Source organism: Comamonas sp. w2-DMI (assembly GCF_040187735.1).
Taxonomy (GTDB): domain Bacteria; phylum Pseudomonadota; class Gammaproteobacteria; order Burkholderiales; family Burkholderiaceae_C; genus Comamonas; species Comamonas terrae.
The window spans coordinates 69067-94703 of the sequence record NZ_JBANEL010000013.1; the positions used below are offsets into that span (position 1 = coordinate 69067).

Annotated in this window: 23 protein-coding genes; 18 read left to right on the plus strand and 5 right to left on the minus strand. The window is 51.1% G+C overall.

Annotated elements, in window-relative coordinates; translation table 11 throughout:
- Positions 1 to 1033: 1033 nt before the first annotated feature.
- On the plus strand, positions 1034 to 1513 hold the full coding sequence (locus V8Z74_RS14855) for a hypothetical protein (protein ID WP_349709859.1): 480 nt from the start codon (positions 1034 to 1036) through the stop codon (positions 1511 to 1513).
- A gap of 325 nt (positions 1514 to 1838) precedes the next feature.
- Here V8Z74_RS14855 and V8Z74_RS14860 read toward each other — a convergent pair whose 3' ends face one another.
- Together V8Z74_RS14860 and V8Z74_RS14865 are read right to left on the minus strand one after the other, a co-directional pair.
- Positions 1839 to 2816 carry a ParB/RepB/Spo0J family partition protein gene (locus V8Z74_RS14860; RefSeq protein ID WP_349709860.1) on the minus strand — a complete coding sequence of 326 codons (978 nt, stop codon included), beginning with the start codon at positions 2814 to 2816 and terminating at the stop codon, positions 1839 to 1841.
- Between the two features lie 21 nt (positions 2817 to 2837).
- Positions 2838 to 4085, minus strand: a complete 1248-nt coding sequence (locus V8Z74_RS14865; protein WP_349709861.1) for a ParA family protein — start codon at positions 4083 to 4085, stop codon at positions 2838 to 2840.
- A gap of 1117 nt (positions 4086 to 5202) precedes the next feature.
- Here V8Z74_RS14865 and V8Z74_RS14870 point away from each other — a divergent pair.
- The 5 genes from V8Z74_RS14870 to V8Z74_RS14890 all read left to right on the plus strand — a co-directional run bounded on the left by V8Z74_RS14870 (position 5203) and on the right by V8Z74_RS14890 (position 8622).
- A complete protein-coding gene (locus V8Z74_RS14870; RefSeq protein WP_349709862.1) occupies positions 5203 to 6411 on the plus strand; it encodes a DUF1173 family protein in 1209 nt (402 codons plus the stop codon).
- Positions 6398 to 6943, plus strand: a complete 546-nt coding sequence (locus V8Z74_RS14875) for a bactofilin family protein (RefSeq protein WP_349709863.1) — start codon at positions 6398 to 6400, stop codon at positions 6941 to 6943. Before V8Z74_RS14870 ends, V8Z74_RS14875 begins: the two co-directional genes overlap by 14 nt.
- 28 nt (positions 6944 to 6971) lie before the next feature.
- Positions 6972 to 7511: a bactofilin family protein gene (locus V8Z74_RS14880; RefSeq protein WP_349709865.1), complete on the plus strand. Its 540-nt coding sequence runs from the start codon at positions 6972 to 6974 to the stop codon at positions 7509 to 7511.
- Positions 7512 to 7561: 50 nt separating this feature from the next.
- Entirely contained in the window at positions 7562 to 8314 is a 753-nt protein-coding gene (locus V8Z74_RS14885) for a hypothetical protein (protein ID WP_349709866.1), read from the plus strand.
- Positions 8315 to 8439: 125 nt separating this feature from the next.
- Positions 8440 to 8622 (plus strand): hypothetical protein, encoded by a 183-nt coding sequence (locus V8Z74_RS14890; RefSeq protein ID WP_349709867.1) that lies wholly within the window; start codon positions 8440 to 8442, stop codon positions 8620 to 8622.
- Positions 8623 to 9070: 448 nt separating this feature from the next.
- Here V8Z74_RS14890 and V8Z74_RS14895 read toward each other — a convergent pair whose 3' ends face one another.
- Both V8Z74_RS14895 and V8Z74_RS14900 read right to left on the minus strand, forming a co-directional pair.
- Positions 9071 to 9370 (minus strand): H-NS histone family protein, encoded by a 300-nt coding sequence (locus V8Z74_RS14895; protein ID WP_349709870.1) that lies wholly within the window; start codon positions 9368 to 9370, stop codon positions 9071 to 9073.
- Between the two features lie 11 nt (positions 9371 to 9381).
- Positions 9382 to 10248 (minus strand): PD-(D/E)XK nuclease-like domain-containing protein, encoded by an 867-nt coding sequence (locus V8Z74_RS14900; RefSeq protein WP_349709872.1) that lies wholly within the window; start codon positions 10246 to 10248, stop codon positions 9382 to 9384.
- 96 nt (positions 10249 to 10344) lie between these two features.
- Between V8Z74_RS14900 and V8Z74_RS14905 the strand changes: the two genes are divergently transcribed.
- The 8 genes from V8Z74_RS14905 to V8Z74_RS14940 all read left to right on the plus strand — a co-directional run bounded on the left by V8Z74_RS14905 (position 10345) and on the right by V8Z74_RS14940 (position 18973).
- Entirely contained in the window at positions 10345 to 11298 is a 954-nt protein-coding gene (locus V8Z74_RS14905) for a hypothetical protein (protein ID WP_349709874.1), read from the plus strand.
- 40 nt (positions 11299 to 11338) lie between these two features.
- Positions 11339 to 12229, plus strand: coding sequence for a recombination directionality factor (locus tag V8Z74_RS14910; protein ID WP_349709875.1), 891 nt, complete (start codon positions 11339 to 11341; stop codon positions 12227 to 12229).
- 16 nt (positions 12230 to 12245) lie between these two features.
- Positions 12246 to 13691: a hypothetical protein gene (locus tag V8Z74_RS14915; RefSeq protein ID WP_349709876.1), complete on the plus strand. Its 1446-nt coding sequence runs from the start codon at positions 12246 to 12248 to the stop codon at positions 13689 to 13691.
- 2 nt (positions 13692 to 13693) lie between these two features.
- The gene (locus V8Z74_RS14920; protein WP_349709877.1) at positions 13694 to 14053 is read left to right on the plus strand and encodes a polymer-forming cytoskeletal protein; all 360 of its coding nucleotides are present in this window, start codon (positions 13694 to 13696) and stop codon (positions 14051 to 14053) included.
- Positions 14053 to 14895: a hypothetical protein gene (locus V8Z74_RS14925; RefSeq protein ID WP_349709879.1), complete on the plus strand. Its 843-nt coding sequence runs from the start codon at positions 14053 to 14055 to the stop codon at positions 14893 to 14895. Before V8Z74_RS14920 ends, V8Z74_RS14925 begins: the two co-directional genes overlap by 1 nt.
- Before the next feature lie 100 nt (positions 14896 to 14995).
- Positions 14996 to 16129 (plus strand): carbon-nitrogen hydrolase family protein, encoded by a 1134-nt coding sequence (locus tag V8Z74_RS14930; protein ID WP_349709880.1) that lies wholly within the window; start codon positions 14996 to 14998, stop codon positions 16127 to 16129.
- Positions 16130 to 16220: 91 nt separating this feature from the next.
- Complete coding sequence (locus V8Z74_RS14935; RefSeq protein WP_349709881.1) at positions 16221 to 17033, plus strand: hypothetical protein; 813 nt, start codon at positions 16221 to 16223, stop codon at positions 17031 to 17033.
- 65 nt (positions 17034 to 17098) lie between these two features.
- A complete protein-coding gene (locus V8Z74_RS14940) occupies positions 17099 to 18973 on the plus strand; it encodes a UvrD-helicase domain-containing protein (protein WP_349709883.1) in 1875 nt (624 codons plus the stop codon).
- 61 nt (positions 18974 to 19034) lie between these two features.
- Here the strand turns inward: V8Z74_RS14940 and V8Z74_RS14945 are convergent, their stop codons facing one another.
- Positions 19035 to 20228: a hypothetical protein gene (locus tag V8Z74_RS14945; protein WP_349709884.1), complete on the minus strand. Its 1194-nt coding sequence runs from the start codon at positions 20226 to 20228 to the stop codon at positions 19035 to 19037.
- 212 nt (positions 20229 to 20440) lie between these two features.
- Here V8Z74_RS14945 and V8Z74_RS14950 point away from each other — a divergent pair, with 212 nt between their 5' ends.
- The 4 genes from V8Z74_RS14950 to V8Z74_RS14965 are packed head-to-tail and all read left to right on the plus strand — an operon-like array spanning position 20441 to position 25523.
- On the plus strand, positions 20441 to 22411 hold the full coding sequence (locus tag V8Z74_RS14950; protein ID WP_349709885.1) for a TraI domain-containing protein: 1971 nt from the start codon (positions 20441 to 20443) through the stop codon (positions 22409 to 22411).
- A 15-nt stretch (positions 22412 to 22426) separates the two neighbouring features.
- Positions 22427 to 24337 (plus strand): conjugative transfer system coupling protein TraD, encoded by a 1911-nt coding sequence (gene traD / locus V8Z74_RS14955; RefSeq protein ID WP_349709886.1) that lies wholly within the window; start codon positions 22427 to 22429, stop codon positions 24335 to 24337.
- Positions 24337 to 24891, plus strand: a complete 555-nt coding sequence (locus V8Z74_RS14960) for a hypothetical protein (protein ID WP_349709887.1) — start codon at positions 24337 to 24339, stop codon at positions 24889 to 24891. Before traD ends, V8Z74_RS14960 begins: the two co-directional genes overlap by 1 nt.
- Positions 24888 to 25523, plus strand: a complete 636-nt coding sequence (locus tag V8Z74_RS14965) for an IncC plasmid conjugative DNA transfer DtrJ family protein (protein WP_349709888.1) — start codon at positions 24888 to 24890, stop codon at positions 25521 to 25523. The genes V8Z74_RS14960 and V8Z74_RS14965 overlap by 4 nt, the downstream gene beginning before the upstream one ends.
- Positions 25524 to 25637 lie beyond the last annotated feature (114 nt).

Sequence of the window (25637 nt, forward strand, 5' to 3'; positions counted from 1 at the left end):
CTACCCTATGGCAAACTAACTTTGCTCTGTTTCCGGCAAAAAAAGGGGGGGGCTCAAGGGGTGTCATCGGGTGTGTGTGAACAAGTGAGGGCCAAACCGGGTAAACGGCAAAAAATTGATGCTTTGAGCGGGTGAAATGAACCTTCAGTGGGTCAGCAGGGCCTACCCGAGCCCTATTTGGTAAAAATTTTGAGGGTTTTTGGGGGGGCAGCGGAACCCTCCCGTGATATGAAGCACTAGACAGAGATGGGGATCGTTCACCTACTGCTTAACGAAGCCAACGCCTTAGCCTCCCGCTCAGGACTTGTGAGGTTCGTGCCTTGACGGAGAAAGTTTCGCGCGCAGGATCTTCTCAATGCATGGTGAACGTGCTATAAATTCAATACTTTGCTTCCAAGCAATGTGTGGACTTAAGTTCACCTTTTTTCAATCCCGTGGGATAACGCTTCCTACGGTGAGCGTGCATCCCACATTCCTCATGGAAATTCCTGCATGCTCAAGACACTACCTGCCCTCTATCTATTCAGCGTTCTCAGCGCTGTTTCTGGGCCCAAGCATCCTCAAAAGCCTCCTCAGCAACCGATGAACAAGTGCTTTGCCTCGGCAAAACATCGTTCGAAAGTTGATTCGCCGAATCTTCACAAGGCTTCCACTTCCTGTAAGCCACAGGCGTAACGCTTAATTTCAGTCTACTGGGTACTTTCGACCAAGGTAGCCAGTGTTCGCATCCCCCAAAGGTTACGCCTATGAGTACCGAAGTCAACGGCTACGAAGTGAGATCGCTCGCACCCAACAGATCTATCAGTGATGATGACCTGTGCTCTACGTGCAATCATTGTGCTTATCGACCTGGCCAGCTCAGTTCATGCCAGAAATCCTGGCCTGGTAGTGTGGATGTTGATGGCTATGTAGTCACCTGCAACGCTTTCGGCAAGTCACAAAACTAATTCGCAAGTAAATTTCTTGCGGTTCCTTAAACCCATAGGGTCATGCACCCTCTGGGTGCATGCCCTCTTCCTTCTGGAGAAGAGTTATGCAAATTTCGGCCATACATCTGGCAGCTATTCGTGTCTTCGCACATCGGTATGGACGCAATTGGAAATTGCGTCTGAATTCGATGTGGTGGTCAGGTGCGGATGCAAAAGAAAAACACGGAGCGCTCTTGCGTCAAATCCGAAACGAGTACGGTCCAGCCTGGCTTGAAAATTATCGCCTCGACGGTGACCCTGGCAAACGTGCAAACAACCAACTTGAAGGAATCTGCTGTGTCGAGCGTGTCTCAGAAATTCTGGGCGCAGAACTCACTCCATGGAAGCAAAGCAATGCAGTCGAGTGGAAGTACACCACGCTGAAGCTGCAAGAAGAATCCTTTAAGGTGGGAGTTTCGACAGGAGGAGTCATTAGCATTGATGGCTCCCCTCATTCGGATGGCGACGTGATCCTGACCAATCACATGTTCGAGTTGGAGATACGTCTTAAGCTTGAATTGAGACAGGAGCGCAAAGCTCGTTGATACAAAGCAAAAACCCGGCAAGCATTAAATGCAGCCGGGTTTTTTAATGTCCAAATTTGATTGGGACAGTCAAAGATCTGCACGAAGACATGCAAGTGCTTAAAAATTGATCAATACCCGAGCCTCCAGATGGGGTTGTACCGGGATTTCTTACCGCTGCCGATGCAGTGGTGGCTATGTACTCAAAAAATCGATTCTGGGGCGTTTTGGCGCGTTTACTGATGTTTGACCTTGCAAGGAGCTGCTGAGTTAGAACCTTTTATTAGAAAATTGAATAAAAAAGCCGATGTTAATTCCATCGGCTTATTAGTATTTCAATTGAGAATTACTTTCGTTTGCAGGTCTTCTTTACGAACTCCAGGATCTTGTCGAACTCCTCATGTGTAATGTCATCGACCGACAACTTCAACTGCTTGGCTCGGTTGACGGTCATTGTTCCAAAGGTAGCGCCACTTGTTGCTTCAAGAGTCACGGACTTGTCGGTAATCTTCGTCTTCTTCGCCTCATTGTTTTCTCGAAGCAACTTGAAAACTTCCTTCGCAGGAAGCTTCTTGTTCATCGCCTGAAGCTTTTCGAGATTGAGTTTGTAGGTATCCGGGTGGGATTTCATGAACTTGATCAGGTCGCAGCCGCCCTCCAGCGAGATCTGCAGACGATCCTCAATCAGATTTTGAACTTCTTCAGGCAACTCCGCCAAGATCAAGTACCTGCTCATGGTGGAGGTCGGGATCTTCATTGCAGCAGCCATGTGCTCTTGGCTGCGATAGCTGCTCATCTGACGCTTGTACTGGATGGCTCGCTCCATTGGTGCCGTGTCTGCACGGTTACGGTTCTCAGTTTCCAGCTCATCTTGTAGGGCAAGGTCGTCGAGTTCTCGTACGAAAGCGAAAAAATACTTGTTGGCTTCTAAGCATGCCCTATGACGGCGATGGCCTGAGGCAATTTCGTATTCATACCCTTTGTCATCCGGCTTGGCGAGGCGACGAACTACTCCTGGTTGCTTGTTCCCATCTGTACTGCGGATGTCTTCAACGAATTCAGCGAAGGCCGGGCCTTGGAATCTTTCGGGAAGCCGGTTCCCCCAAGCTGACCACCGTACCTTTTTGGGATCAATCTTTTGTGGTGGAGGGTTCTGTGCCTTGGACGTTGCGATAGCTTGTGCAGTCGGATGTAGACCTAAAGTTTCCTCCTTCTTCAGACTCTGGGCCACCTCGGCAACACGGTCAGCATCGAGCAGCGCTGTGGGGCTGACGTTGCGACCGGGATGATGGGTTGCTGCTTCTGCAATGCCTGGAAGGGCCATGTTGATTCTCCTGATTGGTGGTTAGACGGATGTTGCGGGTGTAGGCTGTTTGGCTTTGGCCTTGTCCCAGCAGGTGTAAATTAGTTGAGCAAGCTCAGCAGCTCCAGAGATGTAGAGACTACGCATCTGATCGCGGGCGACCTTGGCGCTTCTCGTCAAGTCCTTCGCTTCATCAAAGACTGTTCCAAAAGAATCAGCCGCTCGTGCAACGGCTGCTGTCTTTGTTATGTGCGTTTTCATCACCTTCCCAGGGTATGACTCTTGTATCCAATTGATCATGTTCTGCGTGGAGGACAAGGCCATATCGGCTTTGGAAATCAGGATTCGCACAAACTGGAATAGCACTGCATCACCCGAAACTCCAAGTGCCTTGCAGGTGTCAATGTAGAGTCGCCAGAAGTTCGACGCACTTTCGATATCGGGGTTAGAGGGAACGATTGGCATCACCAATCCGTCAGAACTGAAGAGAGCACTGAGAGTCAGATTGTTCAGTGACGGAGGAGTATCAATCAGAATGACATCGTATTCGGAGCACAGCTTGCGTACTTCCTTGGGGAAATATTGAACAGACTCAGGTCCAACATTCGTAAGCAAGTTGTGATAATGAGACTCTGCCGTCTGAATCAGATCGTGCGCGGGTATTACATCGATACCTGGCCAGTACGTGGGCATGATGTAGTCTTTAAGGGAGCCAGCTTGCTCCGCGAAAATCTTGATGCACGAGTCTTCCTCGCGCACATGCTTTGTGACTAGCCATTTGGTCGTGGTTGCTTGAGAGTCGAGGTCGATGACCAGAACCTTCAGCCCACGGAGCGAGAGCACTTGCGCAAATGCGAGAGTGGATGTTGATTTGGTGACACCGCCCTTGTAGTTGCAGATAGTCACCACAACGCCGTCAACTCCATCCGGGCGGACCCAGTCTGGGAACAATGCTTTGACGATCAGTGCAACTTCGGCAAGCTTGTATACGACGCGACCCTTCGTTGAGCCATCGTTTGGGGTCAATTCCCCATCAGGAGACTTGAACCACCCAACGGGTAGGTCACTTCCTCCTCGTGAAGCCTTGTAGGCGAGACGCTTTCGGAGTTTGTCGTAGTCCTCTCCATACACCTGCGCAAGATCACCAAGACTCCAGGTTGGAGGGATCTTGTGAGCATTCGGGCTGAGCATACGGGTCTTGCCCTCTTGCATAGCAGCTTGCGCTGTAGCCCATATATCAACCAGTCCGTTCAGCGAAACTTCGTCAGGATGGGGTAGTTCAGTTTCCATGTGACCTCCTTTCCGAGATCATAGGCGAAAAATTAAGGATTGGGCGAAAAATTCAGCCGAAGGCTAAAAATAAGCCTAGAGACTCAATTCTCGTGCATTTTTTTGCACCTCCGCCTGGATGCGAAAATAGCAAACTAAGCATGAATATTGCGATAGATACCTGGATGGTGCAAGATTGTTGCTTGAAATTGCCTTTTTGAGCATTAAAAAATCTCCGCTCAAAATTCCTCCAGGGTCTGGATATCGAGGTCTGATCCCTCAAAATTCGTGGTTTTTTGGCAATTTTTTGAGGTCATGTTTGTGTCAGTTCTACTATTGCATTTGATGGAATTGTTAAGGCCCAGTCGTTTTATTGAATGGTGGTTGAAACCGCGTTATGCATCAATGGATGCCATAGGTGCGGGTGCAATGTATTAGTGGCGATGAATGGAGTAATGATGTAATTGAGATTGGATTTCTACAGATTTCAATTTGCATGTCATGTGCATACGCTTTGCTGGAGAATCATGTGGATAAGCAAAGTGGATGCAGTGCGTTTGACATTGAGACTTATCGTTCGTAAGCAATCATTGGGGTCTTTCCTGTGCTTGACGACGAGGTGTGAGATTGAGTCGAATTACACATCCAATGGAGGATCTCTGTGTGGAGACATTCTCGTTAGAACTCAGGCGGATGTTGATTGGCAAATTAGCGCGCCAGCGCCTTCTGATACCGCGCGGACAACCGAATGATGACCATTGCTGGGGCCGTTTTTCGGAGGAAAACGATCTTGAAAGGAGCCTTTTGCAAGAGTTTTTGATATCAGGCGCCCAGAATTTTTTGACAAGATATGAGATGCTTCAATTGCGTGAGAAAAACGGAAAGTTGCATCAGCCGTTGAAGACAAATGTTCAACATGGCTCCAATAGGCTACATAGCTGTAGTTGGGGTGATCTCGAAGCCTAAGAAAAGCTGATGGCGCTATTGCTATTGGCTTCAAGCAATTTGTAGTCCAGTTTTCTGACAAAAAGGTCCGATCTACGTTAGTAGCGACAAAAAGGGGTAGTCTGATAACAACTCAGTCTGCCCTTATCTGTATGTATTGCGGAATACGTCTTATGGATAAAGGGGGGGATTTATGAGTTATATCGTGGCATTAGATGGTGCATTCGTAGAGGCAGCGCTAGCACAAAGACAGCCTCAGCTCTACCAGTCAGAAATGCTTCAAGCCAAACGAAAAAAGAATGCCAGATGCCTTTGCGATGGTGCAAAACAACTTCAACTGGTAGTGCGCAAGCTGTCTGGAGGGTACATCTTGGCTGCTTGGCCTGGAACGGCTGCCCTTCACGTCAGCGGTTGCCCATTCGGAGGCACGTATAAGGCCACGTATGCCCCAAGGGATGACACAGACTCGAAGCAAGATGAGCACCATCATCTTATGTACCGCAATGGTTGGCGAAGTGACGAATGGCTGCATCAAGCCATCTCAGATGTTAGTCAGACGCATGTTGATCTGAATTGGTTGCTTTCAGAGATTTGGCAGAGCGCCCTACTTTCGTCATGGAAACCCGGCTGGGGACGTGATTGGAGTTTTGTTCGTCATAGGCTCTTGAAAGCCGCTAAGAATATGGTGGTGAATCGTGTGGCAGTAGCAAGGCACTTGTTTGTCCCAGATACCTTCTCTCAAGCGAGAAAAGCAGAACTGAACAACGCTTGGAAGGATTTCATCATGCCGTTGCTGCAAAACCCCTTTAGCTATTCACCAGATGATTCGCAGTCCCCATACGCCACATCTTTGGTGATCGGAGAGTTGGCTTCAGTTGCGTGGACATCAGGAACTTGGGTTCTCCGCGTACGAAACCACTTCGAAGAGTTTGGATTGGTCCCAGAAGCGGCAGAAGCGATAGATCCAAGGTTGACAAGTAAGCTCCAGCAGCTTTCGTTCGGTAGTCAATACAGGCCTGTAGTGGCTCTGTGTGTGGCCATCGATCATCTTGGACTGGTACACGTGCTCGATATGGCTTTACTTGAGGTGTCATCGCGCTGGCTGCCGGCATCGCTACCAATAGAACGGGAGCTGGTGGAGTCCTTAGTACAGAGTGGCCATGAATTGCACGTCACGAAGGATCACAAATGGGGATCAGGAGTGCCCTACCTGATTTGCAAACTACCCCATAACTCGGAATGGATCAGAGTTTTTACCTACAGCGATGCGATGGGGGCTCAAAAGTTGCAGCAATACCGAACAAAAATCCATGCGCAATCCGTAAAAATGAGAAGAATGACTAAGTTCGTCGGTCATGCTGACGCCATAAATAACTTGCTGTGTGGCAATGAAATTCATTGAGCGGATGTTCGGGGCTTTCCGCAGGAAAAGAGCCCAGATAGTTGAGAGTAGGGCGGTTGCCGTTGAGCTAGAAGAAGCAGTACCTTCTGAACCGCTTACGAATCAACTAAACCTGGACACCAGGGAAAAGGAGCGAATCTCGCCTTTCCCACAACCGAAGCCGACGGACACAGTCATTGCAGGTGATGCAGTGATGTTGGGTACGTTGAAAGTTGGTGGTCGAGTGATTATTGAAGGGCGTGTCAGTGGTCAGATCACCGAGATGGCATCTGGGGCAAATGTCTATGTTGATGAACAGGCTGTTGTTCGCGGCGAAGTTCATGCCTCTAATGCATTGGTCTACGGCGAAGTGGAAGGGGCAATCACAGCCTCTGCAATCGCAATTGAACAGACTGCAAAAGTTGCTGCTCAGATCGAGTACCGGAACATTCGCATCAGAGGTGGACTGTCAGGAGCGAGACTCGTTAGGAATCCAGCACTAAGGGAGCTACGCGAAGACCAGGATACACAGCAGCGACTTCTGGCACGCTGATCAAAACTAAGTTTTACAAGGAAATCCAATGACACTCTCCATGCCACCAGTTACCCCCCCTTCCACCGTTTTTCATTTTGGAGCGAGGCCAGGTGCCCAATCTGATGCTGCTGAGACTCAGCTGGGAGGGCAGAATGCAGAGCCTTCCGCGATGCGAGGGCAGACTGTGCAAGATGTGCCACTCGTACAGCGATGCAGCGAACTAAGTTTTCGTTTGATTACGGAGCGAGAACTGGCCTGCGTGACCACACGGTTGACCAGCGAAACTGACTTCAATGGTGTGTATACATCAAAGCAGAGCAATGCAGGCCTTTTGGTGTCCGGGATCATCTCAGGCGAGGTTGCGCTGGCAGCCGGATCTCTCTTCCATCTGGATTGCACAGGCCGTGCCGAGATGTGCACCGTCAAGGCTGATGCTGTGTTGATCGCAGGCAATTTCAAGGGGGTGATTTTTGCCAAAAAGCTCGAAATAGCAGGGGGAGCTGTGGTTGAGGGGAAGATTCACTATGAAGAAATTGCCATCCAACATGGAGCCAAGGTAAGGGCAGAGCACCACATGCCCGAATGATCAAAACTTAGTTTAAGAAAAGTTCGAAACTTAGTTTTCTGCTGAAACGCATGTTGCTACAACCACTGAGCAGCTTCCATGGGCCTGAAATTGCTCAGCTGCAGAACGGTGCACCGGCGCATTTCTTGACCTTGTCTCACTGGATAGAGGCCAAAAAATTCGATTTGGGATTGCATGCTGAACTGGTCCAAGAGCTCTTGATGATGCCGGGTGAGCACGAGGCGAGAAAATTCTCTCGGAGGCATACCCACTGCTGGCGATCTGACTGGCAATTGATCCGGCCTCGCACGATTGCTCTTGGTGTTGCCTACTACTGCATAGAGCATGGGGAGAATGACTTCTTCCTAGATTCCATCATCAAGGAAGTCATGCGCTCGGGAGCATCTGAGCCTATGGCGGCTACATGGGTGAAGCAGGGGGTTTGGATGGCCAGGATGCCAACGGTATGCATTCTTGCTGAACTAGCTGTGCCAATAATGAATCTAAATCGCCGGTTGCGCCTCATTTCCAAGCGATTTGAAGGCGGGTGGTCTCTAGTTCATTGGAGAGGGCGGCACGGAAACCAATTTATCCATGACTATGCTCTTAATGAGGGAATTCCCATTCGCTATGTAGGCAAGAAGGATCAGAGGTTAGTCGGGAATGAAGTAAAGTTATTACATACTTCTCCAGATTATTTCTTCGTGTTTGATCGCAAAGGCCAAAAGCGCGGGGAGCGGGCTGTTTCTGAAATTCGAGCAGCAGGGAAAAGCGTGGAAGTTATTCTTTGGCAAGCAGAACAAACCAATGACTTGTTTATTTAGTAGCTTGCTGATATATTTATATTTATGAACGCATTTGTGCGTCATTGTTGACCTGTTCAACCTTTACCCACTCAGGGCATCTAGCGCCCTGGCGTGTGATGCCCACTACCCAAGAGGAGCATCATATGGCCAATCCTAAATTTCTCGACCCCATCAGGGTTCCCTGCACCTTGCCTATTGACCCCAAGAAAGCAAGGAAGGAGATCACCTCACGCCTCAAAGGGTGCAAGGAGAAGAAAGACATCGACCCTTCAAAGCTGAACCTGAACGATTCGGAAGCACTGAGTCAGTTCCTGTTCAAAGATTGAGAGGCCTGAATGTCACAGTACACATTTACCACTAAGGTAGCTGGAAAAACCTCGATTGTTATGACAGGTTTTTGCCCAATAACGGCCACTTTTTTTTGGAGCAATCTATGACGGCGGCATCGATTCGGTACCCGTCAGAAAATCCAAGCCACTCCCGACAGAAACTGCGTTATTTAATCAGCTCGATAGCTGGGGCGTAGGTGTCCCGCAGATAGTTGAAGATGCGATCACGAGCGATGTCACAGACTGGAATCATGGGGAGTTTGATTTGAAGAAGTTCTATCGCAAGATTGAGCATTTTGGTTATCAGAAAACTTCTAAGCCATCGATGGCAGAGAAATAAGCGTATGGCCCCATCAAGAAAAGTGAGGTCATAGGCTTGAAACAAACAAAGAAAAGGGTGCCCAAGGAAAAAACCTTGGGCACCCTTTTTGATTGGTGTTGCCAATTATTCGGCAATGAGAAAAGACTGGCGTTGATCTTCGGGCAGATCGGACAGCCATTTGGGGGCCTTGCCACGGCCAGACCATGTTCTACCAGTAGCAGGGTCGCGGTACTTCGGTGCCACCTTGGTGCCAGCCTGCGAGGAGCGGCGCGAAGTGGGGAACACATCATCTTTGGTAAGGCCAAATTCAGCGATGAGCGTGCGTACTTGGGCAACAGCTCCAGCGAGTTCGGCTTTGCGAACCTCTGCGATCTGTTGTTCCAGTTGCTCGCGTTGGGCAAGGAGTTCTTTGTAAGTAGACATGTAGTTTCCGATCAAATAGACGCGCACAAGTTTGCAGAAGAGTTCGGAGTGAAGCTCTGCCATGGAGCAATATCAAGCTCGATCTCGCCACCCATCGCAGGCCAAGCCTGTACCTGGCTGCAGGCTTTGATTATAGCAAGTGCATTTTCATATTTCTTCTTGCCGTTTTCCATAAATGTAGACGATACAGGTCGGAAGAACACACTGTGTGGTGCTTCGGTGCAAATCGAGACCAAAACGAAGGGTTTTAGCGTAGGGGAAGAGTATTCCTCAGGGTGGGCGATTTCGTAGAGCAGGCGTGACAAAGCGTACATGTACGCTGACAGATCGTAGTGTAAGTCTACCGCTTGCTTTGCAAAACTATCCGGTTCTGAGTACCGTGTAGTCTTGAGGTCGAACGTGGTCTCTGGATGACGGAGATCCAGCCTTGTGCGGCAGCTCAAGCCTGTAGTCGGATCTGTAAAGTAATAACTCTCCTCCGCTACACCTTCAGCAACAAACTGATGGAATGGGCGTCCGCGAAATTTTTGATTAAGAACTTTGTCTGCTAGGTTTTGTGCTTGGACAAATTCCCGCAATGTTAAGCAAAAACGCCCCTTATTGACCTCCTTAAACAATGTTGACTCTTTGGCCCTGGTGAACTCATCGGGATATATAGCTACTAAATCATTGACTGTTTCTGGCTCAAGCACCAGTGCGTGCATCAATGAACCGAAGTCTGTAGACCTTTTGGTGATATACCGCTCAAGCAGCCCCTGAATAAAAGTGGCCGGCGAATCAATGGCCTTCTTGAGCATGGTGGACGAATAAATATCTACATCCGCATGGTATTCGCGGTTACTGTTGATCTTGGTGATGCACTGGATCTTGGAGTTCATGCATTAAAGATACCTGATATAGCTCGCAGTGCAAGTGCGCCGCCGAAGACTTGCACTGAACGACGTTGTTCGTATAGTGAATGGTACGGAGAAAAAATGATCAAGCAACACAGCGAAAACATTGGAAGCATCCTTGAGCTCAGAGCAGCTCTGACCGCAGGGGACGATGAAAAAATCGAAGCCTTATTGGGGAGTGAGTGTGGGCGGGATTTGCTCGGGCATAGCCTCCGGTTTGCTTTATGCAATTACGTAAAAGAAACGGAAGGGCTTGCGCATACGATAAATGCAGTCATCTGGGCTGTGCCTGTGCTGATTTATAGGGCAGCGTCGAGCTTTGTCTCCACAGGGGGGCAAGCCATCGAAGTAATTGATAATGATGCTCGGCGAATGATCATGAAGTATTTTGGCCATGATTGTCGTATCAGAAATTTTAGCGGTGTAATGCATGCTGACCTGATCTCAGGGATGGAGATTTCCAACCAAGCAAAGTTCTTTGGGGCCATGGCTGAGGATGCGAGATTTGATGGGGTCATGCCTACATTCAAGATGCCACTGGAATTAGCGGAGCGTATAGAGTCAGGTATGGAACCTGAACTTTGTTTCATCGTGGGCTCGGCATCAAGGATCAACCGGATGCCCAAGTTTAATGAGCAAACGTTGGTGGAGCGGGAGCGATTCTCAAGAGAGATGCAGGGTCGCCTGGCGCTTCACAGTATGATGAAGTTGCCCTCCACATCAGATATTCGAGTAGGCGCGATAAGTAACTTGGCTGATGCATATGAAGAAGGCATGAAGTTTCTAATCCAACATCTGGCAGATACCTGTTTGACAGGGAGGCCATACGCAACTTTAACCAGTAGCCATAACTTCATTATCCGTTTCAGTGTTATGACTGAGGGTGCAAGACTCTACAAACGCGAGCTCCACCTGAATACTTCACTTGTGTCGATGGAAGCCATACGGCGCATTTTCGAGTTTGCTAGTTCGAGGATGGGGAGCTTGGCAGAGGAGATCTCGAATGTGGTTGTATCTTCAGAAAACTTGCACTGAGCCAGAAATGTGATTTGATGTAGTGAAGGAATCTTAAAAAATGCATATTGATCTTCACAGAGCGTATCGATCTCCAGTCGCAATCATCAGGGTGGAAAATGCGGCTCAAGGCGAAAAGGCTGGTCTTGAGATAGTCACTCATGTGCATGAAGAGATTGGTGATCCGAATGCATCACTGCAGTCACCGGCCTTCAAAAGGCACGAACTGCATAACGCCAAAAAAGGCGATGCCAGAAAACTTGATTCAATCCGTGTCAGGGTTGAGTTTGATAATCCTGCTCATGTATTAAGAGCCGCCTTTGTGAAGTGGTCGGATACAGAGTTGGACCATCCTGTCTGCACAGGGAACGGAAAAGTCGCAAATCAGACGTTGGCTGACAAGACAGAAGTTAAGAGGCGTTGTCTTGGCCCATCACGCTGCCCAATCGCCAACAATGGGTCTTCCCCGTGCGTGATAGATGTTAGGCTGAACGCCACTCTTGATGAAATGCCAATTGAAATCCGAAGTAACTCACAAAACGGATTCTTGGCCATGCTATCCGGATTGGAGTATGCACAGGCAAAGGCTAACGGAATGCTAAATGCAGCTTTGCTGGATGTGACAGTGTGGGAGAAGAGTACGCGTGGTTCGAAATACCAGCCCTTTACTACCATAGATATCCGGTATGCAGGGATTGCACCAGGGGCCAAGCCTTCTTCTGCGGCAATGAATACTTATGGGGACAAGTTACTTGGTGAATGGGAAAGCAAGTTTCATCGTGCTGGTGTGGACCTTGATGCATTGCCCCTGCCCGTGGAGCAAACCATCGTCGGGTCGAAACATGTGCAATCTCGTACCAAAACCCTGCCTGTTCCAGCGGGCATGGAGTCATTATTCAATCTTCCAGCCCTGATTGGCTTCAATCGTCAGGAGCATGTGACGACGGCATAGTGAGAGCGAAGATGACATGGACCACATCGAAGAAGTAACTCAGGAAGAAAAGATCAACGGCGTAGTTGTGGGTAGGAGGTTGAGCGTCGAACTTGGAACCCCGGTTGATGAGCGAGAAGCTCTCCACGCTCCTGCCACGACCAAAAAGGACATTTGGGGCTTCGCCAAGAGGGGTGCAAAGACACATACACCAATCCCGGATGCCGCTGATGCTGGTGTAGCAGGACTGGGTCTTATGGGAGAACGAGATGAAGGTCGTGCAAACTCTGCACGTAAGCCCCCCTCCCGAACCAAGAAATACTTGTTGCCCACTGTATGTGGAGTGACGGCACTGCTACTTGTCATTGGCACGCAGTTGAAGACAAAAGTTGATGCCCCATCTGTCTCCACTGACATTGCGCAACTAGCCCCTGCCACCCCAACATCCTCTAAAGCCTCGGCTATGCCGGATATGTTGGCACCTGAGCCAAGCAGCAAGGTCGTTCCTGATTCGGTCTTGGGTCGTGTGACATCTACAGGTACTGGTATGCCACTTGAGTCATTGGAACAAGTAACCGCAGGGACACTTCCAAAGGCGCTGGCTGGCCAACCACCGGCCATGCCGGGGCCAGCGGGGAGCGTGGCAGTAAATGCTGCTTCGGCCAAAGCTGAGCCGACCACCAAGCCACAAGTACCGCAGCAGCCTTCCACGCCGCTGGCAGCACCCCAATTACCAAGCCAGTCCACAACCCTGGATAAACACAGCTCATCCATGGATATTCCCCTAACCAGTGATAGTGTGACTTCGGCAGATATCGCCTCACTGAAGCAATCGGCAGTGCCTAGCACAGCACCTTCTTCGAAGTTGGCCAAGCCGCTCGAAGAGGCACGCGTTACTGAAGATAAGGCTGAGGCAAAGTCAGCTTCAAAGCCAGAAGCAAAGGTCTCTGCTAAGGACGCAGTCCAATCAATCGCCGAGTCCCCGAAGGTAGCGATTGCCGCCAAGAAGCCGGATGTGGTCAAGTCCAGTGACCCGAAGCAAGTCTCTGTTGCAAAAGTAGAAAGGCCAAGGGGAGAAGCAAAGCCTCGACAGCAGGAATTTAACCAAGATCGAACCAAGGCCAAGACTGCAAAAAATGAGCGTGAAGACGCGGATACAGCGGGCTTCGCGTTGCCAATACGAGAGGTGCATGCGAACGGACGCCCAGTCTCTCCTGCAGTCCCTACAACCACGCCGGCAGAGAAGGCACCAATTCGATATGCGGAGCCTCGCCAGAATGCAAGTCGTGATAATGGTCGTAGCAGTGGGACGGTGGAAGTTGTTCATGTCGAATCGGCCTATGCCCTTGTGACCAATCCCAATACCCAACTCCCAATGCGCGTGGTCATTGGCGGAACCCTGCCCAATGGGGCGGTCGTGGATGGGCTTGACGCCGCTCGCGGCATTATCAAAACAAATCGTGGCTCTTACGGGATGAACTAAAAATGTCGGCCTTCAATCTAGACTTCAATGCACTCAATGTGCGCTCTCGAATTCCCACCGGAGCTGTCATCGAGGGCAATGCGCAATTCCCTTGTGGGCTCCTACTGGAGGGAACACTGAACTGCAAGGAGCAAGCGAGAGTAGGGGGTGCTCTTGTGCTTCTACATGACGGTTTGCTATCCGGTGAGGTAGAAATTGACGGTGACGCCTACATTCTGGGCACCATTCATGCTGAGCGGGTTGTCATCAAAGGCAAGGCCCATTTTGCCGAGGGCTCGACCATCACCGGATGTGTGCATGCCAAGGACTATCAGGTTTACGCTGGCGCGGCCATTACTGCAAGCCTGCTCCAACTCCCCTGATGACGATTACTTCCGAGAAAATCTGTTTGGTGCTCCGTAGTAGGGGCCTTCCTTCTGCGCAGGCTCACGAGTATCGGCCTCTGCTGAACGGACTCTCGGTTGAAGACCTCTGCTTGGTTGAAATGCATCTGCACGCCGTGGCAAGGAGTGAGGATGACGAACTGAGCCAGCAGTTTTTCGGTGACCTCACGCAGCTGGCTAAAGGGTATAAGGTTAGCAGCCGGGACCTGCTGCTTTCCAAGATCTGCCACTCGGTTGAGCGCAATACCGTCGCCCAGGTGAGCCAAATTGAAGCCAATGACTTCAGTGTTGTTCCACAGGGCATGACTCCTTCAAGGAGCACTATGCGAACCGCACAGGAGCAAGAGGTCTTCAGAAAGAAGCACTATGTTTACGGGCAGAAGTGCGCTTTCATGTTCGAGCTGGACTGGCTTAAGGCTAAGCCAGGGCATGGCAAGCAAAAGCGAACGTTGACGGTTGAAGCGGCCCTCCAAATTGCACAACGCAGCTATGACTGGGAAGGAAGAATTTCCTTCCAGCTCACCTTGCTTGAACTTCCCCAGTTCACCGCCGTTCTTCTAGGAAAGTTGGCACCAGAGCAAGTTTGGGCCGTTGGAAACCATGGACGAACGCGCGACAAACACCTACGGGCCAAAGAGCAAGCGGCCAGCATCTTTTTGAAGCTTGAGCAAGGTGGGAAAAGGTGGCCGATTCGCGTAAGTCAGGAGCACAGATATCAAATCCTGTCTCTGGCACTAGAGGCACTTAAATACAACGATGAACATTTGGACCTCGCCACAATCAGGCAACTCTGCGCTGCCTCGTTGCCCCGCTCTCTATAGGGCATCGTGCCCATATTTTTGGCCTTTGCTTATCGGTTCTGCCATAGGTGCAGGAGCATGGCAACTTGGAAATGTACCTCTGGCAGCAATCGCCTTCCCGATGCTGTTCCCTCTTATGCCAGGTCGTGCCGGCGTCTATACATACGCCTTCGGCTACCACGGTGCAACCGTCTATGGGCTGATGGGTTTCGCGGCCAGTTGGTTCGACAACTCTTTGTTGATGGGCGCTCTTGCTTGGAGCGGGATCGCACTGCTTGCTTCGCTTGTGTGGCCCTTGCTCTCAAAGGGCTCATGCACATCGACTCCAGTGCGGGCTGGCGTGGGTGTCGCGCTAGGCCTACTCATCGGATTGCTTCCGCCGTTTGCCCTGGTACTTGATGGCCATCCGGTCGTTGCTTGGGGGTACATCCTAAAAGGCTGGGGATTCTTTGGAGTCGCTACAGCGATTGCTCTAACTGGCTTTGCGGCGGCGCTAGTTTATTCGACACGAGGTTGGGTTCTGCAACGCTATGCCATTGCCGCGTGTTTGTTACTCATAACAGCTGCAGGTGCGGTGCAGGAAGTGCCTACCTACCGAGCGGTGGAAGGGGTTGTTGGACTTGATACGCATTTTGGCAAGCCTCCAGCTAACGACGACGAGCAAGTAGAGCGCTATTCAGCCATCAAAGATTTATTGTTGAAGTCCATAGGGCAGGGCGGTGATGGCGAGCATGCGAGGGTGCTTGTGCTGCCTGAGAACTCCCTGAACTTGGACGATCCGGCCTTAACATTCTTGGTGGAGTCCAAAGTGCTGCGACCGCTCAAGAAGGCCGGAAAAAGTGCAGTCGTTGGCAAGCTGGCACTGGGGCAAGATGGATACCTCAACCAGGCCGCACTGATCGAAGACGGGCAGATTCGTGCGACGGTCGATCAAAGACAGCCCGCACTTCTATCGATGTGGCGCCCGTGGAATGCAGAGCACTTTCCCATGGATTGGCGTAGGGATACTGCCATGCAGATCGGCAGCGGGATGGTCGGGCGCATCATGGTCTGCTATGAGGAGTACATACCAGTTCTCTTTATGCTTGATGAACTTCGAGGCGGGCATGACTTGTCCGTGATCATCTCAAGCAATTGGTCTGCAACCGATAGGCGCCTCCCTGAAATTCAGCGACTGCACTCACTTGGAATGGCCAAGATGTTCGATAGGGCAGTAGTCCGGGCTGTGAACTATCCGTCAAAGGAAACGCCTTAAACGCCGAATCATCGTCAAATCCTAATATTTAGGCAGCCCTTTTTCGAGAGTGAAAGGTGAAAGTAGAGATTGGCTTTTTGCGGAGCAATCAATGACTACTGAAACCCTTACCCCCTCCCTCGCTGACGAAGCGGCGAAGCGCGAAGTTGTGCGCGCAGAGCGCAATGCAGCATTCGAAAAGTGCTTCGGCGGGAACTACATGGAACGGTTCACCGACCCCATTCACTTCCTGAGCGTCGGTTTCCTGAACTATCGCATCCATAAGTTCTATGAGAACAACTACGCCTTCATGTCGAAGAATCTGTTCTCTGAATACGTGTATCGTCGGCGTGCAAAGTACAACCGCGACCTCCTGGTGCGCTACTTTGATCTGATGGCCAAGAAGTTGGGGGGTGTGTCTGCAATCCTCACCAAGTACCATGGCCAGGTGGACCATGTTCTGAAGGTCAACAATCAAACCGATGATGAAATCGGTTACCTCCGTGAGTACAAGGAATTGGTCCCAGTGATTCACGCTCAGGCCCGCCAGTACCTGGATCTGTTGTTGAGCGCTGACCAGCTCTTCATGAAGCTTGCGGCTGGGGTCTTGTCTGGGCTTATCGACTCCAACGAAAAGACCGAGATCGAGCGCAAGGTGATTCTCTCCTTCCGGGCAATTGGCAACACCGTTCGCAATGAGGCAATCACCCTTCGCAAGGAAGCCACTCGTGTTCGAAATGAAATGCAAAGTGAAGGCATTCATGACGAGGAACTGGATTCGGCAATCGACACGCAAACACGAGCGGCTGCAGAAGGTGCAGTAGTTGAAAAGAACAACGCGAAGATCGACGGCGTGGCATTTACGGATACCCCTGCCATGAACGAGTTCGCACAAGAGCAAGCAGCAGAAGCCACTGCCGCCTGATTCCCTTTACGAATCCGAAGCCGCCATGGTCATGCCTTGGCGGCTTTTTTCCTTACGGGGGTAACATGAAAGCATCACCTTCGCAGCAGGCAGCAATCACCTGCGACGAGAACGCCATCATCTTCGCTGGCCCGGGATCTGGGAAAACTGCGACATCAGTACAAAAGGCACTGCGCATATTGAGCAATCCAAACCGTAGCTTGCTTATGTGCACTTTCACGCGCGACTCAGCACAGGAGATGCAGCATCGGCTGGAAAAGGCAATGACAGAAGCAGGTCTGCCCCTTCCAGCTCCTCATCGTTTGAGAGTGTCTACGCTGGACTCACTATGTCTGTGGCACTACAAATCGACCATCGGCGACAAGTTCAAACTCCTCAATCCTGCAAGCCAGTACCCCAAACTGCGTGGGATCTGTAAGGAGTTCGGCCTTGGAAACTTAGACGAGCACCAGCAGCTATTTGATGCGTACCAATCGACAAGGGACCGCACGCAGCTCATTGAAAAATTGGAGAACGAGAGTCCCAATACGTTGGTCTTGATCAATGAGTATTACGCCTTCTTGAAGGCATGCAACATGCTCGACTTGGCAACGATCAAGCGCACCGTGGCACTTGGTTTATACGAGGGGACGGTGCCCTTGTTCCCTTTCACAGACATGATTGTTGACGAGACCCAGGACAGCGATGAACTACAACTCTTGATTGCCATCGTGCATGGCCAGAACGATGTTGTCACGACCCTCGTAGGCGATGATGACCAGACGATCTACGATTGGCGTGCGGCATGCGGTTACCAAGGGATGATTCGATTTGTTCAGGAGTGCAAGGCTCAGGTTGTACGCCTTGGTGAGAATTATCGATCCAGAGCGGAAGTTGTTTTCCATGCCTCGAATCTCATAAGGTACAACAACCCAAATCGCGTGGAAAAGAACCAGGTTGCAATCCGTGGGGCAGGTGGGTTTGTTGGAGGTTGCCACCAAGATGATCCAGAGACAGAGGCCGAATGGATTGCTGGCCACATAGCAGAGAACCACACAGCTCCATACAACGTGGCCGTTCTTTCGAGAACCAACATTCTCTTGGACATCGCTGAAGCCGCGCTACAAGCCGCTGGAATTCCATGCTATCGCGCAGGCACCTCACTATGGGAGCGGGACGATATAGCTGCCTACCTTTCGATGTTGCTCTTCATGTGCAAAGGCTCTGCAGACCTTCTCTCTCCGTCGCTCGGTCTGCTAGGTTTCAAGTCTCAGAGCGTGAATGCCATCATGCAAGAACTCAGCAGCCACCACATCAAATTCAGGCGTGGCCATGGCGTTGAAATAGACGGGCTTGAGTCAATCGAAAGCCAGGTCATCAACCAGATGTCGAAGTGCATGGGGAAGTGGAGAAACGATGCCAAAGAGGGTGAAATCGACCTTGTGATTTATGAATCCTCTCATGAGTTTTCACGCTGGTACTCAATGCTTGGGGCGGTCGCCAAAAAGAGTGGCAGTGAGCATCCGCAGGTGACCCGGCTGAAGAGGGGGCTGACGAGTGTCGAGAAGGCGCTGACTCGCATTCGGGGGGATCTGAAGGGTCGGGTAAGGTTGCTTACGCGTAAGAAGAAGGAAGAGCCCGAGGAAGGCGTTGTGCGCTTGATGACCATGCATGGCAGCAAAGGCCTGGAATGGGATCATGTTTACATGATCGGCTGCGATGAAACCGACGATCACTCAAGCGTTACCCTCGGGCCTTCCGAGAGGCGTGTTTTCTTCGTTGGGATGACGCGTGCTCGTGAGTCGCTATGGATGACCTATGGAGGCAAGACACCACTCTTTCTGCTGGAGGCTAAGGTGGAGAACTTGCTAAGTTCACCCAAGCCATTTGGCGCAGCTGCTAATGCAGGAGAAGAAGATCCAACATTGTGGGATGACGAGGAGCAAGAGGTAGAAGCCTGAATTTTTGGTGATTCCCAAAAGAAAACCCCGGTCTGCAGTTGATACTGCAGCCGGGGTATTTTTATGGTCGAAGAGACGGAGGTATGTAAGTTGAGAGCACCTTACTTCCTACTGTATCTACGAGAGCTTGTGCGAACGAAGCGCTGCCACCTTGATAAGCGTTGCAGAGTTCATCTGTGTCTGGGACATTCAATTCGTCAGCGATATGCGCTAACTCATCAAGTTCCAGCGCTGCCAGCAGCTTGACGCTGATGGAGCCAGACTCAGTGAGATCTACGTTGAACACCTGAAGGAATTCGCCAACCATTTCCAACGGGAGCGCATCGATCATGCTGGCCACAAGGGGTGCAAGATGTCTCGCGCCGTCAGGTTGCGCAAACGCGTAGAAGTAGTCTGGAGCCGACTGTTCGTGGTCTGAACTCAGCGGCTTAAACCCAGCGGTAAAGCACGAGATCAGGAAATCCAAAAACTCCCTATGGGTACCTTGATCAGCAACGCGCACTTTCAAAGCGTTGCGCCACCAGGCGTTTCGTACTTCATCCACATAGTTCATCACCATTGCTTGAGGCTCTGGCGAGGTCGCGCTTTGTGCTGGCTCTTCTATGCCCGTGTTGGGCCTGTCAGGTGGCAAATTCGCGTCGTTATCAAGATTAGCAGCATGGAGCTCGGGGGAACCTTGCAGGCCAGGTACAGCGTCCGAATGATCGGGCTCCGTATGGTCTGGCTCTCCGAGATCCATCTGCGCTTCTTTTTCAAAGTCGAACGCTACCGTCATACCTTCGACAGGAACGAGAGCGATGTCTTTGGAATCCGCATCAGGATTAGGATGCCCCGTTGCATCAGGCGCATCTTGCACAGCCGATGGACTCTGCTCCTTTTCGTGAGGAACTATCGTTCTTTGGGAAAGGATTTCAGGGTCTTTGGCTCCATGCTGGGCACATAGTGGGAAGAGGCAATGATTCGGCTTGAACTCTCCAACATCCCCACAAAACCTATTAGCGATGTTGGAGTTGTGCAGACACGAATTGCATTCGGACTTTGCGAAGGTGGTCTTCGTTAGGTCAATAGACATGGCATTCAGGCTTCCCATCAGCTGCTTGCCGGTGGGCGCTTCCGAAAGCTTCATCAATCTCGACAGAGTTGTTTCTTGAGTGCTCTTTGGCAAGAGGCTCAGGAGTTGTCCAGCGCTGCTGTCCAGATCACCGTCAAGGACTGCTGCTCGGACAGCGTGGCAGGCAAAGCTATCAATGCTCATTGTTGGCTCCAGTACGTTGGTAGATGGAGCCATGCCCCATGAGGGGCTTGGCCCCAGGGGGTTTAGATAAAGGGCTGGCATGCAGCCGCAAGATGAACTTGTGCACGGAATATAGCAAAGGAACGTTGAGCCGTGTGGGGTAAGAATTTTTTGGGCGATATTTGTTATCAATAGGCCCGTGAACGAGAGGACTCAGCCGGCAAAATTTTGGCATGAGTTTCATCAAGCGAATTCTCGGAATCGGCAAAACAGATGGCACGACCGCAGAAGCTGGTCGTGCACCGAAGGTACAGCCTCCCAGGCCACTGGTGCACGCAACCTATCCCCCTCGTCACAACGGCATACCAATTGCTCAAGTGCAGGAGCTGCTTGAAGCTCAAGCGGAAACCATCAAGCGGTTGAAGACCCATGCTGCAACGTTGCCAAGCAACTTCACCAACCGGTTTGAGGTTCCCCTTACGAACCTTGCAGCGTACATCTCCAACATACCTGGTTCGAGAGACAGCATCTACGGAGGACCAGGTGGCTTGTTTCGAGCGTGTGTTGAATGTGGGTTTTTCAGCTTCCAATCTTCAGACGGGAAGATCTTCACGGGTCAGCTGGGAGTGGAAGCCAGGCACTTGTTGGAGACTCGTTGGCGCTATGTGTGCTTTCTGGCCGGCTTGATGTACCCGCTTGGCCAAATTCTCGAAAAGATCCGGATACGGGATGAAGGAGGCTCAACCTGGTTCACACGGGCAGAGTCAATTACATCGTGGGCAGAAACTCATGGAACAGACTCCTACTTCATCTCTTGGCCTAAGGAAGATGTGGAACCAGGTCCGAGTGTCGTTGGCGGATCACTCGCTTTGCAACTGGTGGGCTTGGAAGGCATTCGATTCATCGAAGCGGGAAGTGCTGAGTTGATCACTGCGATGACCGAGATCGCATCAAATGTACGCACAGACTTCAATGCGATTGCCTTTGATTTGGTTGCCGCACGCTGGGCAAGCCTCAAGAAAAATGAACTTTCGCGGCTTCCTCAAAACTACGGTCGTGTGCAATTTGGCCAACACATAGCGCCACTGATTGTGGATGCGATGCGCGAGTGCATCGCAGCCGGCAAATGGGTCGTGAATGAGCAGACGGTCCTGGCTGATCCGAACGGCGTCTATCTCATCTGGCCAAAGGCAGCGAAAGACTTGCTGGAAAGCGTGAAGCTCAATGAGCTCAAGGGTTTGCCATCGACACCAGCTGGGTTGCTGCAGGCGATGATGGACGAGAAAATGCTTCACATCGATGTCCAGCAGTCTGCGTACGTGGATGTAGCAGACGTGCATGGTGAACTGCACCTGGCGGTAAAACTCATCAAGCCCGAGTCGTGCATAGAAGGGTACTCGCCGAATGATTACCGAGGTCTGGTAGACGCTCAATCTGTGGCTAAGAATGACCCATTGGTTGAAAACGAGCTCGCCACTAAAAAAGCGAAGCCGAAGCCGGCCAAAACGACAAAGCCCCCTGAACCTGTCTCGGCAGATGAGGAGCACGGCACAGACCTAACACCTGAACCGAAGCGCGTTATTCCTGATGCTCCACCGCCCGCGCCCATGGATTTGCTTGCTGCAACTATTGGCATCTCCGAGGCAGTGCCAACCGGTAAATCGCCTGCAAGTTCAACACCTACTCCGCAACCACCTGCTTCTTCAACTGAAGTTATTGCACCTGCGCCCGCAGCGATTGCACCTGCAGAGATTGCACCGACCCTAGCGTCGGTGCCTGAGTCCACCAAATCTGCAGGCGCTGCTCCTGCAAAGGGCGATGGAAAAGAGCCAGCTTCGACTCCTGCGCATCAAGAAACCCAGGGCTCCTATATGGTCCCAGATGATGTGGAAAAGCAGCTTGGCAAAGCTCTCTCCTTGATGCTGGCCAGGATCGTGAAAGAGGTAGAAAAGCCTGAAAACAAAAGCCTTCTCATCACAACGCAGCGCGAATTCGTAGGCATCCCTTTCGATGCAATCCAAGAAGCAATTTCATCCCCGGCGGACTTCCTCTCGGCAATGCAAAAACATGGCTGGTTGCACCCAGATCCGAAGAAGCCTCGCCTGATGGTTCACGACTTGAGCACGACACTTGGCGGCAGCAACAAAATGAAGTACGCGATGTTCACGCGCGGCTTTATCAAGAAGGCGCAGTTGCCTTTCTAAATCAGAGAGCTGACGATGAACACCCAAGATTTTCAGACGATTGTTCGCCCGAACTATGAGCTCGTAAGTGCTGCTTCGTGGGCCTTTGCCTCGCTGTGGGGCGCAGGCCTTTCTACGGGTCTTTCGATAGGCTATGGCTCGGCTGTTGGCTTATGCGGAGTGTGTGGAGCCATGTCGATCTATCGAGGGCTACAAGCCAAGAGGAACTTCCATCGGAAGATGCGTTTTTCGGGCACTGAGATCCAGTTCTTGAAGGCTGGCGCACTGCTTAGAGCGATGCCCAAGATGGGTAGTAATTTGTGGATGGGCAAGGGCTGGCGCTGGAATCCCACACACACTGCAATGGCTCACGAATTGCGACGCAGGACGCCTGAGGAAATCTACCCGCCGAAGTGGCTTCTGAATCTCACGAAATCGAAGATTGACCCTTACGATGCGCGAGGCATTCCGTGGATTCATGGAATGGGCGATAAGGAAGCCGACGTGCTGACTCCGCTCAAGGCCTTCAAAGGTCACTGTGCGATTATCGCCACCACAGGCGCAATCAAAACCCGGTTGGCGGCGCTGATCATTACACAGTTGGTTGCGCGAGGCGATACCGTCATCATCCTTGATCCAAAGGGTGACAAGGATCTGAGGAACATTGCCCGCGAGGCCTGTGAGTTTGCCGGAACCCCCGAGCGTTTCATGATGCTTCACCCGTCGTTTGCGAGCGAAAGCATTCGTCTGGATCTGCTGAAGAATTGGGACTCGACCTCGCAGGTTGCCTCTCGCCTGGGCCTTGTTCTGGGCGCGGGTGAAGACGACAGCTTTAAGTCCTTTTGTTGGTCAGCTGTACACCGTATCACCAATGGTCTCAAGTACATCGGTGATCGTGCGTCTCTGCTTTCGTTGAAACGGCACATGGAGTCGCGTAGCACCGTTGAAATGCTCGCCTTGAAGATGCTGCGGAAATACTTTACGGAAGAGCGCAGAGATCTGCTCGACCGCTGCAAGGAAGAACACAACATTGCCCTCACTGAGGCTGCCAAGGGGAAGCCAAACAAGCTGAAGACACAAACCTCACTGCCTGAATTGACGGGTATGGTTCAGGTGTTCAAGCTTGATGTGGAGGACAAGCAGGACGACATCAGCGGCATTGTCAACGTCCTGGATTCGTCTCAAGAGTGGTTCGGCAAGATGATCAACTCGATCTTGCCCTTGTTGATCAAGCTCACCACGGATGACTTGAAGGGTTTGCTGTCGCCTGACTATGAAGATGTGAATGACCCAAGGCCGATCATGGACGGCAAACGAATAGTCGATGGCCGTCATGTCTTGTACGTAGGTACAAACGCGCTGGCAGACTCCACTATCGGTAAGGCAGTTTCCGCAATGTTGATTGCGGAATCTGCGGCCGTATCCGCCGAGATCTACAACTACGGTTTCGAGCTGGAAAAAGGAGAGAAGCAGGAAGACAGGCGCATTCATATCTTTGTTGACGAATGGGGTGATGCAATGTGCGAGCCCCTTGTGCAACAAGCCAATAAAGGACGTGGGGCACAAGTGCACCTGTGGGGTATGGGGCAGACGTTCGCTGACTTAGTGGTGGCCTTTGGTGGTGATGAAGCAAGCGCGAGGCGGTTCATGGGCAACATGAACAATTTGATTTGCGGCGCAGTGCAAGACCCGGTTACTTTGGAAATGCTTGCTGAACAGTTCGGCACCACCAGCATCAAGTCTTTGGCAGGAGAAGGAAAAGGGAACGGGACTAAAACCGATGATGGAGGCTTGGATTTCTCGGCCAACCGTTCAGCCAACGTCATCAACGAAGAGGTTCCGTTGATATCGACGGACATCCTAAGAAATCTTGAGGATCTGCATTACATAGCGCTGGTGAATCGCTCGCAGATTTGGAAAGGCCGCATCCCAGTGGTGCATGCGTAATGGCACAAATATTCGAATTCAGCGGTGCTCAGAGGCATCGCACACAGCAAGTGGCAGGCAAAGCACAGACGTTGGCCGGGCATCTCAAGGCCGCGTCTCAGGGAGAGGTTGCAGGCAAACTAATGCAGGCCTTCCCGCAGTTTTCGCGTATGGCCAAAGTGCTTTCGCAGCACGTAGGCTTTGATATCAGCGTCAATGGGCTGTCAGTCCTAGATCAGGCAATTGTCACCGCTGTTGCGAAGGCCGAAGAGCATCGTGTTAGCAAGATCGTTGAAAACGTGGAACTGTCGGACCTGCTTGTGATGTCTCTTGTGCAAGCGGTGGCCATGCTGCGTGACTGGAAGGTCTACGTTCATGTTGATGACCAGGAGCACGTATGGGACATGACAACGTCACCATTCAGCGCCTGGCTCAAGACAACTAGGAAGAGTGTGTTCTTTGTGAAGAAGCATGAGGTTGAAGCAAGCGAATTGGAGAAATTGGGTTTGGCCCTGAGGCTCCTTTGCTTTGGTGTCGAAGACGAAACTATTGGACGCATTGCGAGCCGGCTATGAATGCAACTCACATCCGATTCTGGGTCTTCATGATCATGGTTGCATTCTTACTTGGCCCCTTCTACAGGACGCCAAAGCAGATGCATTCTTTTGTACGCTCAGAAGCTGCAATTACTATTGATGCCTTGGGCGATACCTGGGGGCGTGGAATCGTTTCGAAATCAGCCCAACTGATCAAGTCTGGCCCGGTTCAACTGGGTGTACACCTTCTGAAGAAGGGGGAATACGACCAGGCCCAAGGGGAGAGCCTCATTTACAAATCATGGGGTACACAAATTTTCATGGAGTACGGCAACCGACTCTTAGCGGGATGGGGGGCGATGCTTTTCGTGATGTGCATCCGTTTCATGATCGTTTTGTGCTGGTTCACGCTTCTTGCGCCAATGCTAATCGCTGCGTGTGTTGATGGCATTGGCCAACGCAAGATAAGGTATTACAACTTCAAGTCCACCCGACCCACCACGCACAGCGCTTTGTCGCTGTTTGTAATCCCCTTTGCCCTAGCTCCGTTCGTCTATTTGGTCCTTCCTTTTACGATCAGCCCGGCGTATTTGCCAATGATCACAAGCATCATGTTGCTGCCTTTGGCATTGCTACTGGCACATTCCCAGCCGTTGTTTGCTGAAAGGTAGGAATAGCTCTGGACGCCAACGTCCATTCTTGATATAAAGATAACGCTTAGAGTAATGCTCTCTAGCAGCTGTAGCAGTAGCAGCATAAAAAGGTCTGCCTAACAAATTGCCCAG